This window comes from Streptomyces sp. NPDC088157, from assembly GCF_044741545.1.
Taxonomy (GTDB): Bacteria; Actinomycetota; Actinomycetes; order Streptomycetales; family Streptomycetaceae; genus Streptomyces.
Genome location: NZ_JBIUSU010000014.1, coordinates 60,759 through 77,013, shown reverse-complemented (window position 1 = coordinate 77,013; position 16,255 = coordinate 60,759). Strand labels below are relative to the sequence as shown.

The window sequence follows — 16,255 nt, the reverse complement described above, 5'->3', positions numbered from 1 at the left end:
CTGTATTCAGCGGGCGGGGACGTGTTCCGCGCGGCACAACGTCACGCCCGCAGTGTCTCCTCCAGCTTGCGGGTCACTGAGGCGGCCTCGTCGCCGGGCAGGGGCGCGCCCTCGGCTCCGGTGACGTAGAAGGCGTCCACGGCGTTCGCGCCGAGGGTCGAGACGTGCATGCTGCGCACCCGCAGTCCCTCGTCCTCCAGGGCCTGTCCGATCCGGAACAGCAGCCCCGGCGCGTCCTGGGCGCGTACCTCGATGACCGTGGCGTGCCGGGAGGCGGCGGAGGCCACCGTCACGCGCGGCGGCGGCGCGATCACGCCCCGGCGGCGGGGGTAGGCGGCGTCCCGTTCCGCGAGCCGTCCGGCGATGTCCAGCGAGCCGTCCAGGGCGCGGACGAGGTCGGCGCGGAGCCGGGCCGCCTGGGGCAGGGAGCCGTACTCGGCGGCGACCCGCCAGTTCAGCAGCAGGACGGAGCCCTCGACGCCGGTCGGCAGGTCCAGGGCGCGCAGCTCGGCGGTGCGGACGGTCAGGCGGTGCATGGCGAGGACGCCGGCCACGGCGGGCAGTACGCCGGGCTGGTCGGGTACGGCGATCAGCAGCTCCACCCCGAGCGGCTCGGGGTCCTCGGCGGGCCGGTCCTCCGCGGGGACCTCGGTCTGGGCGCGCAGGGCCAGCACGGGGCTGCTGGTGGCGACCGCCTCGATGGCGAGCCGTTCCTGCTCCGCCGTGGGCGCGGCGGCGTCGGGCTCGTCGGGCTCGTCCCCGGCGAGCACCGCCCCCACCCGCTTGACCAGGTCCGCCACGAGCGAACCCCGCCAGGACGACCAGGCGGCGGGACCGGTGGCCAGCGCGTCCGCCTCGGTGAGCGCGTGCAGCAGCTCCAGGGTGCTCTGCGAGCCGACCGCGTCGGCGACCGAGCGGACCGTGACCGGGTCCTCCAGGTCGCGCCGGGTGGCGGTCTCGATCAGCAGCAGGTGATGCCGTACGAGCGTGGAGAGGACGGCGACGTCGGCGCGGTCGAAGCCGATCCGGGCGGCGACGTCCTTGGCGATGATCTCGCCCGCGACCGAGTGGTCGCCCGGCCAGCCCTTGCCGATGTCGTGCAGCAGCGCGGAGACCAGGAGAAGGTCGGGGCGGCTGACCCGGCGGGTGAACTCGGAGGCGCGGACGGCGGTCTCGATGAGATGCCGGTCGACGGTCCAGATGTGCACGGCGTTGCGCTGCGGGCGGCAGCGCACCCGCTCCCAGTCGGGCAGCAGCCGCGTGATCAGCCCCTCGGCCTCCAGCGCCTCCCAGACCTCGATGGTGGGCTGGCCCGAGCCGAGCAGCGTCACCAGCTGCTCACGGGCCTCGGCGGGCCAGGGCGTGGGCAGGGGGCGCACGGTGGCGGCGAGGCGCCGTACGGCGTGCAGGGAGAGCGGGAGGCCGGCCTGCGCGGCGGCGGCCGCGGCGCGCAGCGGGAGCACGGGGTCGCGTTCGGGGCGGGCGGCACGGGCGAGCACCACCTCGCCGTCCTGCTCGACCACCCCTTCGGCCAGCGGAGAGCGCTCGGCGACGGGCTTGCCGCCGCCGAGCATGGCGCGCAGCCGGGGCCGCACGGCGCGCGACCGCAGCACGCGCCCCACTTCGCGCCAGGTGACATCACTCGCATACGAAATGACGCGGGCCGCCTCGTACACCTGCCGCAGCAGCGTGTCCGCGTCCAGCAGGCCCAGCTCGGCGGCCACCTGGTCCTGCTCCTGGAGGGCCAGCCGGTCGGTGGCACGGCCGGTGGCCAGGTGCAGGGCGTCCCGTACGTCCAGGAGGCGGCGCCGGGCGTCGTCGAGGCCCTCGCGGGGGGCGTCCGCCAGCCAGGAGGCGGCGACGGCCCGCAGCGCGGTGGCGTCCCGCAGCCCGCCCCGGGCCTCCTTCAGGTCGGGCTCCAGCAGGTACTGGAGCTCGCCCTGGCGTTCCCCGCGCTCGGCGCAGAGTTCCTGGAGCTCGGGGAGGCGCTTGGGCGCCTGGTTGCGCCAGTCGGCGAGGACGGCCGTGCGCAGTCCCGCCGTCAGCGCGACGTCGCCGGCGAGGTGGCGGGCGTCGAGGAGGCCGAGCTGGACCTTGAGGTCCTCGCCGGCGGTCCTGCGGGCCTCCGCCGGGGTGCGGACGGAGTGGTCCAGGGCGAGGCCCAGGTCCCACACGGGGTACCAGAGCCGGTCGGCGAGGGCGGCGACCGCCTTGGGGTCGTCGCCGTCGTGCAGGAGCAGGAGGTCGAGGTCGCTGCGCGGGGACAGCTCGCCGCGGCCGTAGCCGCCGACGGCGACCAGGGACACGCCCTTCAGTTCCTCGGTGCCGGCGGTGAAGAGCCCGGTCAGCCAGTCGTCGGTCAGTTCCGAGAGGGCCGTACGGCGCGGCGGCCCGGACCGCGCCCCCTCGGTGAGGAGGCGCAGCCGGGCCGCCGCGTAGCCGCTGGGTCCCGAGTCCTCTGCATCCTTGCGCACGTCCGTACTCGTCACCCAGCGACTCCTGTTCTGTTTGCCGTCAGAGCGCGTCCGGGCCGCGCTCGCCGGTGCGGACCCGAACGGCCGTCTCGACCGGGAGGGACCAGACCTTGCCGTCACCGATCTTGCCGGTGCGGGCCGCCTTGACGATGACGTCGATCAACTGCTCGGCGTCGTCGTCCTCGGCCAGCACCTCGATGCGGATCTTGGGGACGAGGTCGACCGTGTACTCGGCACCGCGGTAGACCTCGGTGTGTCCCCGCTGACGACCGTAGCCGCTGGCCTCGGTGACCGTCAGACCGTGGACGCCGAAGGCCTGCAGGGCTTCCTTGATCTCGTCGAGCCGGTGGGGCTTCACGACGGCGGTGATGAGCTTCATGCGTCCACCTTCTTGCTCGCGTCGGTGACCGCGGTCGGGAGGGCGGTCGTGCGGGCGGCGCCACCGCCGGCCCCGCTGAAGTCGTATGCGGTCTCGGCGTGCTCGGCCTGGTCGATGCCGGCCACCTCGTCGTCCTCGGAGACCCGCATGCCGATGGTCTTGTCGAGGAGGAAGGCGAGGATGGCGGAGACCACCAGCGAGTAGGCGAGCACCGCGAAGACTCCGGCGCACTGCTTCCACAGTTGGTCGAAGGAGTGGTCGCCGTAGAAGACGCCGGTCGCGGTGGACTGGCCCTTGCCGGTGGCGAAGAAGCCGATCAGCAGGGAGCCGATGACACCGCCGACGAGGTGGACGCCGACGACGTCGAGCGAGTCGTCGTAGCCGAACCTGTACTTCAGGCCGACGGCCATGGCGCAGAGCAGACCGGCGATGGCGCCGACGGCGATCGCGCCGAGCGGGGAGATCGCACCGCCCGAGGGGGTGATGGCGACCAGACCGGCGACCGCGCCGGAGGCGGCGCCCAGCGTGGTGAACGCGCCGTGGCGGATCTTCTCGTAGACGAGCCAGGCCAGCATGGCGGCGGCGGTGGCGACCTGCGTGTTGACGAACATCAGCGCGCCGACGCCGTCGTCGTTGCCGAGCCACGAACCGGCGTTGAAGCCGAACCAGCCGAACCACAGCAGACCGGCGCCGAGCATGACCAGCGGCAGGCTGTGCGGACGCATCGGGTCCTTCTTGAAACCGACGCGCTTACCGATGACGAGGATCACACCGAGGGCCGCGGCACCGGCGTTGATGTGGACCGCCGTACCACCGGCGAAGTCGATGACCCCCAGCTCGAAGGCCCAGCCGCCGGCGCCCCAGACCCAGTGCGCGACCGGGAAGTAGACGACCGTGGCCCACAGGGCGACGAACAGCGCCCACGCGGAGAACTTGACGCGGTCGGCGAGCGCACCGCTGATCAGGGCGGGCGTGATGATCGCGAACATCATCTGGAAGACCATGAACACGAAGATCGGGATGGTGTAACCGTCCCACAGCTCCGTCAGGCCGATGTTGCTGAGGCCGACCCAGTCGGAGTTCCAGCCGATGAGGCTGCCGGAGTCGGTCCCGAATGCGAGGGAGAAGCCGTACAACACCCACAGGATGGTGACGATCCCGATGCTGATGAAGCTCATCATCAGCATGTTGAGCGTGCTCTTGACGCGGACCATGCCTCCGTAGAAGAAGGCGAGGCCCGGGGTCATGATCAGCACCAGGGCGGAACAGATGAGCATGAAGCCTGTGTTCGCGGAGGACAGCTTGGGTGCCTCCGCGGCAAGCGTGATGGCTGCTGCCATCGGCGTCTCCTCGTCGTAGGTACGGCCCCGTGCGGGCGAAGCCAGAGCGGGTTCGTGAGGGGTGGGCCGGTTATGCGCCATGAGATTCGCGCAGCGCCGTTTCGGTGGAAGCCCCGCGTTGTTTCGCCGCTGTGACGAAGGCGCCCTGCGCGTTACGCCTCGATGAACTGGCTGATGTTCGGCGAGGGGATCGTTATCGTGGCGCAACCTTCGACGAAGGCAGCAAACCGGCCGCGGGCGGCCTTCCGATGACCTGGCATGGGGGAGCCGAGTCGGGCAGTTCGGGAGGACCGGCCGCGGCCGGGGTACATGGGTTTTGCGTTGTGGATCAGCCGGATCAGACCGCTTCCGCCGTCTCCGGCAGCTCGATGGTGAGCCGCTCGGTCAGGTCCACGACCGCGGAGAGATCCCCGAAATCGCGTACGGCGCTGTCGACGGTCTTTCGAATACGAGTGTTGACGCGCTCCGAGCGCACTTTCTTGGCCTCCTGCATGGCCTGAGTGGCGAGGCCGGCGCTCTTCTCGGGCTCGCGCTGGAGGAGGTGCACCGTGGCCATGCCGATCAGGTTCAGCACGTACGACCGCTGGTGGTCGCGGTCGCCCGCGAACAGCTCCACGGCCTTGCGCATCAGGGGCTCGGCCAGCGACGCGTACGTGGGACTGCGGCCGGCGACATAGGCGAGGTCGCGGAAGGAGTGGCTGTTCTCGCCGTACAGCTCGGCCTCGGAGAAGAAGCGGATCCAGTCGGGGTCGGGCTCGTCCCACTCGTCCGAGTCGGCGAAGGTGTCCTCGGCCATCCGCACCGCCCGCTTGCACCGCCCGGGCTGCCCCATGTTGGCGTAGGCGCGGGCCTCCATCGCATACAGCATGGACTGGGTGCGCGGGCTCGCGCAGTCCCGGCTGCCGTACTGCGCGAGGTGGATCAGTTCCAGGGCGTCCTCGGGCCGGCCGAGGTGGATCATCTGGCGGCTCATGCTGGACAGCACGTAACTGCCGAGCGGCCGGTCACCGGCCTCCTTGGCCGCGTGCAGGGCGAGGACGAAGTACTTCTGCGCGGTGGGCTGGAGCCCGACGTCGTAACTCATCCAGCCCGCGAGCTCCGCCAGCTCGGCGGCGACCTTGAAGAGCCTCCTCGCGGTGGCCTCGGGCTGGGGCTCCTGGAGGAGGTCCGTCACCTCGTGCAGCTGCCCGACGACCGCCTTGCGGCGCAGACCGCCGCCGCACTGGGCGTCCCACTGCCGGAACATCACGGTGGTGGACTCCAGCAGGTCCAGCTCGGGCCTGGAGAGCCGGCCGCGGGCCCGGCTGGTCGGCATCGAGTCCGGTTCCTCGAGCGGGGCGGGCGGCGAGGGGACGAGCCAGCGCTGCATGGGCTCGATGAGGGACGGGCCCGCGCACAGGGCCAGCGAGGTACCGAGGAAGCCGCGCCGGGCCAGCATCAGGTCGCTGCGCGAGAACTCGCTGAGCTGGGCCACCGTCTGCGGCGCCGTCCACGGCAGGTCGACACCGGTCACGGAGGGCGCCTGGCGCGCCGCGCGCAGCCCGAGGTCCTCGACGGAGACGACACAGCCGAACCGCTCGGAGAACAGCTCCGACAGGATCCTGGGGATGGGCTCGCGGGGGTTCTCGCCGTCCAGCCAGCGGCGTACGCGCGAGGTGTCCGTGGAGATGTGGTTGGCACCCAACTGACGGGCTCGACGGTTGACTTGACGGGCGAGTTCACCCTTCGACCAGCCGCTGCGCACGAACCACGAGGCGAGCAACTCGTTCGGGCGCTTGTCCGCACCCGCAGCGCTACTTCCGCTTCCGCCGTTGCCGCTCACTGGAACGCCCCCATCCCTGAGACCACTTGTCACTGAGTGCGCCAAGCCTTATCAGAATGCCGGTAAATACGGCCCGCCGTACGGCACTTGTCACCCTTCGAACGGAAAGCCGACTTGCCTCCGGCATACCCACAAGCGCATGTGCCTCCAGGACCCGCACACTCAAAGTAATCCTACGATCACGGGTCCAGCCACGCAGATCCCGGAAACGCCACCATTCGCCACCCCTTCGAATGAACTCCCGATGACCTGCGCACGATTCACTTGACAGAGGACGGCCGGGAGTGAGCGGAGCGAAGCACTCAGGGGCGCACACAGCCGAGCACGCCACCCGGAGCACTTCGAGGCGCCGGCAGGATCGAGCGGCCGGCGGGTAGCGGGAGCACACAGAGTCACACATCCGGACCGCTGCGTAACCATCGGCGCGTCGGACCCGTTGGAGGGGGCATGGGCTTCACGATCGGCGGCATCCGCGAGATCCGCTCCGGCGCGCGCAGGCGCGGTCGCTCGTCCGAGTGCACCGCCGTCGCCGAGTTCACGGGCCTCTGGGGCTGGGACGCGGTGCCCGGCGCGCGGGCCGCGGCGGGCGTCTGCTCGTGCGGACGCCCCGACTGCCGCGAACCCGGCGCGCATCCCCTGGGGTTCGCCCCCCGGGTCCCCGCCGGAGCCACTCTCGACGACGTGAGCAGGACCTGGTCGGAGTTCCCTGGAGCCGCGGTCATGCTGCCCGTCGGGCGCGCGTTCGACGTGATCGACGTCGCGGAGCCCGCCGGCCGCCGCGCCCTGGTCCGGCTGGAGCGCATGGGCCTTCCCCTCGGCCCGGTCACCGCCACCCCCGAGGGCCGCACCCAGTTCTTCGTCGCCCCCGGCGCCGCCGCCGAACTGACCGGTCTGCTGTACCGCATGGGCTGGGACGACCCGACCGCCCTGGACCTGCGCGGCCTCGGCCCAGGTGCGTACGTCACGGCCCCGCCCTCCGACCGCGGCGGACTCGGCCCGGTGCGCTGGCTGCGTCCACCCGCCCTGGACTCGGCGACCCGCCCCCCGCAGGCCCGCCTGCTGCTGGGCACTCTGGCGTACGTCGCCCATCGCTCACGGGCGTAGACCTGCCGCCCGGCCGGCGCGGCCATCCACCGCGGAGGCCCGAGGGCCGACGACCGGATCCGTCACAGCGGCGCCGGTTCAGGCGCGAGAAGCGGCAGCGCCCGCTCCCACCGAACCCGGGGGCGGGCGCTGCTCGCAGCCGTACCGCTGCCGACAGGTGGCCGGTCAGTCCCCGATAAGGGCGTCAACGAACGCCTCCGGCTCGAACGGCGCCAGATCGTCCGCGCCCTCGCCGAGTCCGATCAGCTTGACCGGGACGCCCAGCTCGCGCTGGACCGCGACCACGATGCCGCCCTTCGCCGTGCCGTCCAGCTTGGTCAGGACGATGCCGGTGATGTTCACGACCTCGGCGAAGACACGGGCCTGGACGAGACCGTTCTGCCCGGTGGTGGCGTCGAGGACGAGCAGCACCTCGTCGAGCGGCGCGTGCTTCTCGACGACCCGCTTGACCTTGCCGAGCTCGTCCATGAGCCCGGTCTTGGTGTGCAGCCGCCCCGCGGTGTCGATGAGGACGACGTCGACCCCCATCTCCTTGCCCTCCTTCACCGCGTCGAACGCGACGGAGGCGGGGTCGCCCGCCTCGGGGCCACGCACCGTGTGGGCGCCGACGCGCTCGCCCCAGGTCTGGAGCTGGTCGGCGGCGGCGGCGCGGAAGGTGTCGGCGGCGCCGAGGACGACGGTCCGCCCGTCGGCCACGAGCACGCGCGCGAGCTTGCCCGTGGTGGTGGTCTTGCCGGTGCCGTTGACCCCGACGACCATCACGATGCCCGGCTTGCGCTCCTCGGGCTCGGTCTTCACGGTGCGGTCGACCTCGGTGCCGACCAGCTTGAGCAGCTCCTCGCGCAGCAGGCCGCGCAGCTCCTCGGGGGTGCGGGTGCCGAGCACCTTGACGCGCTCGCGCAGCCGCTCGACCAGCTCCTGGGTGGGCTGCACACCGACATCGGCGGTGAGCAGGGTGTCCTCGATCTCCTCCCAGGTGTCCTCGTCGAGGTGCTCACGCGAGAGCAGCGTGAGCAGGCCCTTGCCCAGGGCGTTCTGCGAGCGTGACAGGCGGGCGCGGAGGCGGATCAGCCGCCCCTCGGTGGGCTCCGGGATCTCGATTCCCGGAGCCTCGACAACGGGTGGCTCCTCGACGGCGGTACCGGTCGAGCCGCCGTCGGGAAGATCCACCTCCTCGATCGTGCGGCGCGGTTCGTCGCGCGGCGTCTCGGCCTCGTCGCCGACCTGCGGCTCGGCCGGAGGGGCGGTGATGTCGGGCGCGGTGGGGGGCGGCGGGGGCAGCGACTTCGTCCGTCGGCTGCCGATGACGAGCCCGCCCAGCACACCGAGCACGACCACGGCGATGACTACAGCAAGGATGACGGTTTCCATAACAGAGCCAGTATGCGTGACCCCTCCCCGCCGGGGCGGGTGGCGGCCCGGCCGAACGGCGGCAAACATCTCCACCTCGTCGGGACGTGCTCCACCCCTGGTTACCTGATGGCCCGTCAGCTAACGTCCTCCCGCATCGGCACCCACCCGCCCGGCGAAGGGGGCTCTCCCATGCCCGTCACCGTCGTTCGTTTCAACCTCGTCGCTCCCGGCGCGACCCCGGCAGAGCTCGGTGATCGTTACCGGGCCGCTCTGGAGATGGCCGCGTACGCCGACGAGTGCGGGATCACCACCGTGCAGACCGAGGAGCACCACGGGGTCGAGAACAACTGGCTGCCGTCACCGTTCGCCTTCGCGGGCGCCGTGCTCGGCGCGACCCGGCGGCTCGCGGTCACGGTCTCGGCGGTGATCGGCCCGCTGCACGACCCGTTGCGACTGGCCGAGGACATCGCGGTGCTCGATCTGCTGAGCGGGGGCCGGCTGGTCACGGTCGCCGGGATCGGGTACCGGCCCGAGGAGTACGCCCGAGCGGGGGTGGAGTGGAAGCGGCGCGGGCGGCTCCAGGACGAGCTGCTCGACACCCTGCTGAAGGCCTGGACCGGCGAGGAGTTCGAGTACCGGGGCCGTACGGTACGGGTCACCCCGCGTCCGTCCTCCGAGCCGCACCCCCTGCTGCTCGTCGGCGGGTCCTCGCAGGCCGCCGCCCGCCGGGCCGCCCGGCTCGGGCTGCCCTTCTTCCCCAGCGCGCACCTGCCGGAGCTGGAGGCGTACTACAAGGAGCGGCTCGTGGAGTACGGGACGGAGGGCTGGACGATGATGCCGGCCGCTGAGACCCCGCTGCTGCACATCGCCGAGGATCCGGACCGGGCGTGGGCCGAGTACGGCGAGCACTTCCTGCACGAGGCACGGACGTACGCCTCCTGGCAGTCCGGCGAGATCCGCTCGGCGGTGCGGTCGGCGGCGGGAAGCGTCCGGGAACTCCGTGACGAGGGCGTGTACCGGATCCTGACGCCGGACGAGTGCGTGGAGCAGGGGCTCGACAACCTCGTCCTGCATCCGCTGGCCGGTGGGATGCCGACGGCGGAGGGATGGCGCGGTCTGCGGCTGTTCTGCGAGAACGTGCTGCCCCGGCTCGACGGGTGAGCCGGGGCGGCACGTTCTACGGGTATCGAGGAGCGGGCAGCGGGGACTTGGCCCGGCTCCTCGAGATCAGGAGCCTCCTGGGGAGGCTCAGCCCATCTCCTCCAGCGTCTTGCCCTTCGTCTCCTTGACGTACTTCAGGACGAACGGGATGGAGAGCGCGGCGAAGACCGTGTAGATCACGTAGGTCGCGGAGAGGTTCCAGTCGGCCAGCGACGGGAAGCTCGCGGTGATGGCCCAGTTGGCGATCCACTGTGCGGAGGCGGCCACACCGAGGGCGGCGGCACGGATCCGGTTGGGGAACATCTCGCCGAGGAAGACCCAGACGACCACACCCCAGGACAGCGCGAAGAAGAGGACGAACACGTGGGCGGCGACCAGGGCGATCCAGCCCTGCGTGGCCGGCAGCTTGCCGTCGACCAGGTCGAAGGAGAACGCCCAGGCCTCCAGCGCGAGGCCGACGACCATGCCGACGGAGCCGATGAGGGCCAGCGGCCTGCGGCCGACGCGGTCCACGAAGATCATCGCGATCACGGTGCCGATGATGTTGATGATCGACGTCGTGAAGGAGTAGAAGAACGACTCCGTCGGGTCGACGCCGACCGACTGCCACAGCGTCGAGGAGTAGTAGAACGCGACGTTGATGCCGACGAACTGCTGGAAGACCGACAGGCCGATACCGACCCAGACGATCGGCTTGAAGAAGAAGGACCCGCCGAGCAGGTCCTTGAAGGTGGACTTGTGCTCGCTCTTCATCGCGTGCTCGATCTCGGCGACGCGGGCGTCCAGGTCGATCTTCTCGCCCTCGACCTCTTCGAGGATGCCGCGGGCCCGCTCGTGCTTGCCGACGGAGATCAGGAAGCGCGGGGACTCGGGGATGGCGAAGGAGAGCAGACCGTAGAGGACGGCCGGGACCACCATGACGCCGAGCATGACCTGCCAGGCCTCCAGGCCCATGAGCTCGCCGCGCTGGTCGCCGCCGGCGGAGTTCAGCAGACCCCAGTTGACCAGCTGCGAGATCGCGATGCCGATCACGATGGCGGCCTGCTGGAAGGATCCGAGGCGGCCGCGGTAGGCGGGCGGGGCGACCTCCGCGATGTAGGCGGGGCCGATGACGGAGGCCATACCGATGGCGAAGCCGCCGACGACCCGCCACAGGGCGAAGTCCCACAGCGAGAAGGGCAGGGCCGAGCCGACGGCGCTGACGGTGAACAGCACGGCGGCGATCTGCATGACCCGGATGCGGCCGATGCGGTCGGCCATGCGGCCGGCGGTCGCGGCGCCGATGGCGCAGCCGATCAGGGCGATGGCGATGACCTGCGCCAGGGCCGCGGAACCGACGTCGTAGCGGTCCCGGATGGCCTCGACCGCGCCGTTGATGACGGAGCTGTCGTAGCCGAAGAGGAAGCCGCCCATCGCGGCCGCCGCCGCGATGAAGATGACGTGCCCGAGATGATCGGGATGAGCCGTGCCGGCTCCTGACTTTTGTGCCTGCTCTGTGCTGGTCACGTTCAACTCCTCGGGCCGCCGGCAACGCCGCCGACGGGATCAACCCCTCCAGATAGGTGGTACCTGAAGGTAAAAGCAACGGTGCCGAGACTATTCCTTCAAGTGTCGAAGTCAAGAGAGGTTACGTATGACCTTTCAAGGCACAGGTGAGGGGAATGTGTTCAACTCTTGAAGTAATGCCCCGGAGCTTGGCTACGGGTACCCCGCTTCGGGCGGCTCAGCGCAGACGCTGGCTGATGACCTTCGACACACCGTCGCCCTGCATGGAGACGCCGTACAGCGCGTCGGCGACCTCCATCGTGCGCTTCTGGTGCGTGATCACGATCAGCTGCGAGGACTCCTGGAGCTCCTGCATGATGCGGATCAGCCGCTGGAGGTTGGTGTCGTCGAGGGCTGCCTCGACCTCGTCCATGACGTAGAACGGGCTGGGCCGGGCCTTGAAGATCGACACCAGCATCGCGACGGCGGTCAGCGACCGCTCACCGCCGGAGAGCAGACTGAGCCGCTTGACCTTCTTGCCGGGCGGCCGGGCCTCGACGTCGACGCCCGTGGTGAGCATGTTGTCGGGATCGGTCAGGAACAGCCGTCCCTCACCTCCCGGGAACAGCCGGCTGAACACGCCCTCGAACTGCCGTGCGGTGTCCCGGAACGCCTCGGTGAAGACCTGCTCGACCCGCTCGTCGACCTCCTTCACCACCTGAAGGAGGTCGGCGCGGGTCTTCTTGAGGTCCTCCAGCTGCTCACTGAGGAACTTGTGACGCTCCTCCAGCGCGGAGAACTCCTCCAGGGCGAGCGGGTTCACCTTGCCGAGCTGCTGGTAGGCACGTTCGGCCGCCTTCAGCCGCTTCTCCTGCTCGGCCCGCAGGAAACGCCTCGGCTGGTTGCGCGGATCCTCGGGGTCCTCCGGCAGCACCTCGCCCTCGGCGGGCGGCGAGGGCGGCACGAGCTGGTGCGGACCGTACTCGGAGACCAGCCCCGAGGGCTCCACCCCGAGCTCCTCCAGCGCCTTGGTCTCCAGCTGCTCGATCCGCATCCGCTTCTCGGCGCCGAGCACCTCGCCCCGGTGGACCGAGTCCGTCAGCTTGTCGAGTTCGGCCTTGAGGTCGCGGCCGGCGGTGCGGGCGGCGGCCAGCTCCTGCTCGCGCCGCGCCTTGGCCGCGTCGGCGGCGACCCGCTCCGCCTCGGCCCGCCCCAGGGACACCTCGACGTGCGCGAGCAGCTGCCGCGCACCGGAGCCGACGGCCTCCGCGACGGCGGCCTCGTGCCGCAGTCGTGCCCACCGCTGTTCGGCACGCGCGCGTGCCTCGCGTTCCGCCCGCGCGGCCCGGTCCAGCGAGTCGGCCCGTCCGGCCAGCCCCTTCACCCGCTCCTCGTGCGTACGCACCTGGAGCCGGGCCTCCATCTCGGTCTGCCGGGCGTTGGCCCCGTCGGCGGCGAGCCGGTCCCGCGCGGAGGTGTCGGGCTCCTCCTCGACCGGCATCTCCTCGGCGACGGCCAGCCGTTCGGCCAGCTCCTCTGCCTCCTCCACGGCCCGGTCCAGCGCCTCCTGTGCCCGGGCCGCGGCCGCCGTGGACCGCTCGGCCTCACCGGCGGCGCCCCGCGCCTGTCCCGCGAGCCGCCCGAGCTGCTGGGCCACGGCCGACTTCTCCCGGTCGGCGGCCCGCCGCCGCTCCCCCAGCTCCTCGACGAGCGCGGCACACTCAGCGCGCCGCTCCCCGGCCGCGTGCTGTGCCCCGGTCAACTCCGCGCAGCGCACGGCCAGCTCGTCGAGCTCGGCGGCGGCCTCGTCCACGGAGGCCTGCACCTCCAGCAGGCTGGGCGCCCCGGCGGAGCCGCCGTGCGCGAAGTGCGCCCCGAGCAGGTCGCCCTCGGCGGTGACGGCGGTGAGCTCGGGACGGGCGTGGACGAGATCCTCGGCGTCCTCCAGCGTGCCGACGACGACGATCCCTCGCAGGAGGCGCCGCACGGCGGGCATGAGCTCGGCGGGACCCCGCACGAGTTCGGCGGCAAGGAGGAACCCTCCGGCGCCGCCACCGGCCGGGGCCGGCCTCAGACCCTCTCCCGCCACGGTCCCCTCACCGGACGCCGTCAGACCGGCGACGCGGCCGCCCGACGAGTCATCGGCAGCCGGGGCGCCCGCGCGGTCGTGGACGGCCGGCGCCTGCTCCTCCGGCGCTCCTGCCAGCAGCAGCGAGGCCCGTCCGCCGTCCTGCTTGCGCAGGAGGCGGATCGCCTCGGCGGCGGCGGACAAAGTGGTCACGGCGAGGGCGTCCGCCGCCGCCCCGAAAGCCGCCGCGAGCGGGACCTCGTACCCCTGCGTCACCGTCAGCAGTTCGGCCGCCGGGCCCAGCAGGCCGTTCAGCCGGTCCTGCGCGCCGAGCAGCGCGCCCGTGCCGTCCTTGCGGCGCAGGCCCATCGCCAGGGCCTCGTGGCGTGCCTGGGTCGCGGCGCGCCGGCGTTCGGCCGCGGTGGCCGCCTCTCGGGCGGAGGTGAGGGCGGCCTCCGCCTCGGCGAGCCGTCGTCTGGCCGTCTCGTGCTGCTCACCGAGGTCCTGATCATCCGCGTCGAGGCCGTCGACCTCCGCTTGGAGCGCCTCGTACTCCTCCTGGGCGGTGACGGCCCGCTCCTGGGCCCCGTCGCGGGAGGCGGCCAGCCGGTCGATCTCGGCCTGGGCGGAGGCCGCCCGCGAACGGGCCGCGTTGACCTGGCCGTTCAGCCGGGCCAGGCCCTCGCGGCGGTCGGCGATGGCCCGGGCGACGTCCTTCAGCCGCCGTTCCTCGACGGCGAGCTCACGCTCCAGGTCGGCGCGGTGGGAGACGGTGTCGTCGAGCGCGTGCTGGGCCGCTTCCAGGGCGGCCTCCAACTCGGCCTCCTGCTCGCGGACGCGGGCGGCCTCACGCTCCATGTCCTCGGGGTCGCGGCCGCGACGCTCCTCGGGCGGCGCGGAGGTGGCGCTCTTCACGCGCGCGTCGGCGAGCGAGATCGTGCCACGGACGCGTTCGGCGAGCTGGGACAGTTCGTACCAGGTCTGCTGGGCGCGCTGGAGGCGCGGTGCGAGCCGGCGGACCTCGTCCTCCAGCAGGGCCTCCCGCTGGAGGGCCTTGCGCAGGTCCTGCTCGGCGGCTTCCTTGCGTTCCTTGAGGGCGGCCTCGTCGGCCACCTCGGTCTGCAGGGCCTCACGCAGCCGTACGAGATCGTCGGCGAGGAGGCGCAGGCGGGCGTCGCGCAGATCGGCCTGGATGACGGCGGCGCGGCGGGCCACGGCGGCCTGGCGGCCGAGGGGTTTGAGCTGGCGCCGGAGTTCGTCGGTCAGATCCTGCACGCGCGCGAGGTTGGCCCGCATCGCGTCCAGTTTCCTGAGCGCCTTCTCCTTGCGCTTGCGGTGCTTGAGGACGCCCGCGGCCTCCTCGATGAAGGCGCGGCGGCCCATGGGGTCGGCGTGCAGGACGGAGTCGAGCTGGCCCTGGCCGACGATGACATGCATCTCGCGGCCGATGCCGGAGTCGGACAGCAGGTCCTGGATGTCGAGGAGCCGACAGGTGTCGCCGTTGATCTGGTACTCGCTGCCGCCGTTGCGGAACATGATCCGCGTGATGGTGACCTCGGCGTACTCGATGGGCAGCGCCCCGTCGGAGTTGTCGATGGTCAGGGACACCTCGGCGCGTCCCAGCGGGGGGCGGCCGGTCGTGCCGGCGAAGATGACGTCCTCCATCTTGCCGCCGCGCAACGACTTGGCGCCCTGCTCGCCCATGACCCAGCTGAGCGCGTCGACGACATTGGACTTGCCCGAGCCGTTCGGCCCGACGACACATGTGATCCCCGGTTCGAACCTGAGCGTGGTCGCCGAGGCGAACGACTTGAACCCCCGGAGGGTCAGGGCCTTGAGGTGCACGGCGCTGGACTCTACCTTCCGGCGATGTCTCACTCCATGAACCCGCGGTTTCGCCCATGAACGCGCAGGGCACACCAAACGTTAAGAGACTGAAAGGGTGCGCGGGGGAAGCAAAAGAGCGGGCGGGGCGACGGGCCGGGAAGACGGGGAAAAGAAAGAAGGGACGCCGAAGCGTCCCTTGCAAACTCTTACGACTTAGCGGTCCGACGCGGTTGAGACGAGCCGCCCGACCACTGCGTTTGCCGTTGTGCAGCGGTGCAGCGATCAGGTGAGCGCAGGCTCCGCCTGGCGTGCGTCGATGCTCTCCAGAAGCGATTCGTGAGAAGCGGCAGCCGTCAGCGCGTCGTTCTCGGCCTGGATCCGTCCGAGCTCGGATTCCAGATCCTGTACACGCTGCTGGAGCCGTCGCATCTCGGCGAGGAGTCGCGGGTCGGAGCCGCCGACGTAACCGAGAAGCGCCTTTGCCATGATGGATGGTCCTCCACAATGAGTGACCGACCGAAGCGGTGTGGGTCGTGAGGGATTCGCACCCGCGGTGTCTGGCAGGATCTTGTTTGTTCTGCCGTTCATCCACGCCAAACAGCTGAGGTGCGGGGGGTGCTTTCAGCGTCTCACCAAAAAGTTTGACGGTCAACACGATCACGCCCCGTATTGGCGGGCGACCCGGTGGCGCGCGGCCTGAACGGCGGCGCTGCGACTCCTGCGGGGCCCTCAGGGCGTGGCGATCATCCTTGCGTGCGGAGCCTCCCACTGCAAGCGATTCTTGGCAACCACCTGCCACTTTCTGCTGGGGGCAGCTGCCATTGGCATGTTTCACCCCTCGCACGGCGCCGTTTCGCACGGATTGCTCAGCGGATCGCGAAGCCGTCGTAACCGCCGCGCGGTGTGTCCCAAATCTCGGTGACGCCGTCCACGCGTCCGGGCGTGTCGTCACTCAGGAGCCAACCGAGTAGTCCGTCGCAGCCCTCACGGGCCCCCTCGGCGACGACCTGAACCCTTCCGTCGGCCAAATTGAGAGCAAAACCACTCAGGCCGCCGATCTCCAGCGCCTTGGCCCGTGTGAACCAGCGGAAACCCACGCCCTGGACATGTCCGCGCACCCAGGCGACCAGCCGTACATCCTCGCTCATGGGTGCAACCTAACCGGGCAAAGTCGCTCGGAGCACTTCCTCACTCAGGGCCATGGGGTACCGTCCCCACCCAATGATTCTCATATGAAACTCA

Annotated in this window: 11 protein-coding genes; 2 read left to right on the top strand and 9 right to left on the bottom strand. The window is 71.1% G+C overall.

Annotation, left to right across the window (positions count from 1 at the left end; all coding sequences use genetic code 11):
* Positions 1-41: 41 nt before the first annotated feature.
* The 4 genes from ACIPFH_RS39870 to ACIPFH_RS39855 all read right to left on the bottom strand — a co-directional run bounded on the left by ACIPFH_RS39870 (position 42) and on the right by ACIPFH_RS39855 (position 6,015).
* The gene (locus ACIPFH_RS39870) at positions 42-2,489 is read right to left on the bottom strand and encodes a [protein-PII] uridylyltransferase (RefSeq protein ID WP_401834421.1); all 2,448 of its coding nucleotides are present in this window, start codon (positions 2,487-2,489) and stop codon (positions 42-44) included.
* Positions 2,490-2,514: 25 nt separating this feature from the next.
* Positions 2,515-2,853 (bottom strand): P-II family nitrogen regulator, encoded by a 339-nt coding sequence (locus tag ACIPFH_RS39865; protein ID WP_003997576.1) that lies wholly within the window; start codon positions 2,851-2,853, stop codon positions 2,515-2,517.
* Entirely contained in the window at positions 2,850-4,193 is a 1,344-nt protein-coding gene (locus ACIPFH_RS39860) for an ammonium transporter (protein ID WP_401834418.1), read from the bottom strand. The genes ACIPFH_RS39865 and ACIPFH_RS39860 overlap by 4 nt, the downstream gene beginning before the upstream one ends.
* A 337-nt stretch (positions 4,194-4,530) precedes the next feature.
* Positions 4,531-6,015 carry a hypothetical protein gene (locus ACIPFH_RS39855; RefSeq protein ID WP_401834416.1) on the bottom strand — a complete coding sequence of 495 codons (1,485 nt, stop codon included), beginning with the start codon at positions 6,013-6,015 and terminating at the stop codon, positions 4,531-4,533.
* A 447-nt stretch (positions 6,016-6,462) separates the two neighbouring features.
* Here ACIPFH_RS39855 and ACIPFH_RS39850 point away from each other — a divergent pair, with 447 nt between their 5' ends.
* Positions 6,463-7,119, top strand: a complete 657-nt coding sequence (locus ACIPFH_RS39850) for a bifunctional DNA primase/polymerase (protein WP_356255643.1) — start codon at positions 6,463-6,465, stop codon at positions 7,117-7,119.
* A gap of 165 nt (positions 7,120-7,284) precedes the next feature.
* Here ACIPFH_RS39850 and ftsY read toward each other — a convergent pair whose 3' ends face one another.
* Positions 7,285-8,490, bottom strand: a complete 1,206-nt coding sequence (ftsY, locus tag ACIPFH_RS39845) for a signal recognition particle-docking protein FtsY (protein WP_401834412.1) — start codon at positions 8,488-8,490, stop codon at positions 7,285-7,287.
* Between the two features lie 171 nt (positions 8,491-8,661).
* Between ftsY and ACIPFH_RS39840 the strand changes: the two genes are divergently transcribed.
* Positions 8,662-9,633, top strand: a complete 972-nt coding sequence (locus ACIPFH_RS39840) for an LLM class flavin-dependent oxidoreductase (protein WP_356255649.1) — start codon at positions 8,662-8,664, stop codon at positions 9,631-9,633.
* Positions 9,634-9,720: 87 nt separating this feature from the next.
* Here the strand turns inward: ACIPFH_RS39840 and ACIPFH_RS39835 are convergent, their stop codons facing one another.
* The 4 genes from ACIPFH_RS39835 to ACIPFH_RS39820 form a co-directional block, all read right to left on the bottom strand.
* Positions 9,721-11,139, bottom strand: a complete 1,419-nt coding sequence (locus ACIPFH_RS39835) for a sugar porter family MFS transporter (RefSeq protein WP_401834410.1) — start codon at positions 11,137-11,139, stop codon at positions 9,721-9,723.
* Positions 11,140-11,356: 217 nt separating this feature from the next.
* Positions 11,357-15,031 carry an AAA family ATPase gene (locus ACIPFH_RS39830; protein ID WP_401834408.1) on the bottom strand — a complete coding sequence of 1,225 codons (3,675 nt, stop codon included), beginning with the start codon at positions 15,029-15,031 and terminating at the stop codon, positions 11,357-11,359.
* A gap of 264 nt (positions 15,032-15,295) precedes the next feature.
* A complete protein-coding gene (locus ACIPFH_RS39825) occupies positions 15,296-15,499 on the bottom strand; it encodes a hypothetical protein (RefSeq protein WP_020128723.1) in 204 nt (67 codons plus the stop codon).
* A gap of 380 nt (positions 15,500-15,879) precedes the next feature.
* Positions 15,880-16,161, bottom strand: coding sequence for an acylphosphatase (locus ACIPFH_RS39820; protein ID WP_356255658.1), 282 nt, complete (start codon positions 16,159-16,161; stop codon positions 15,880-15,882).
* Between the last annotated feature and the right edge of the window lie 94 nt (positions 16,162-16,255).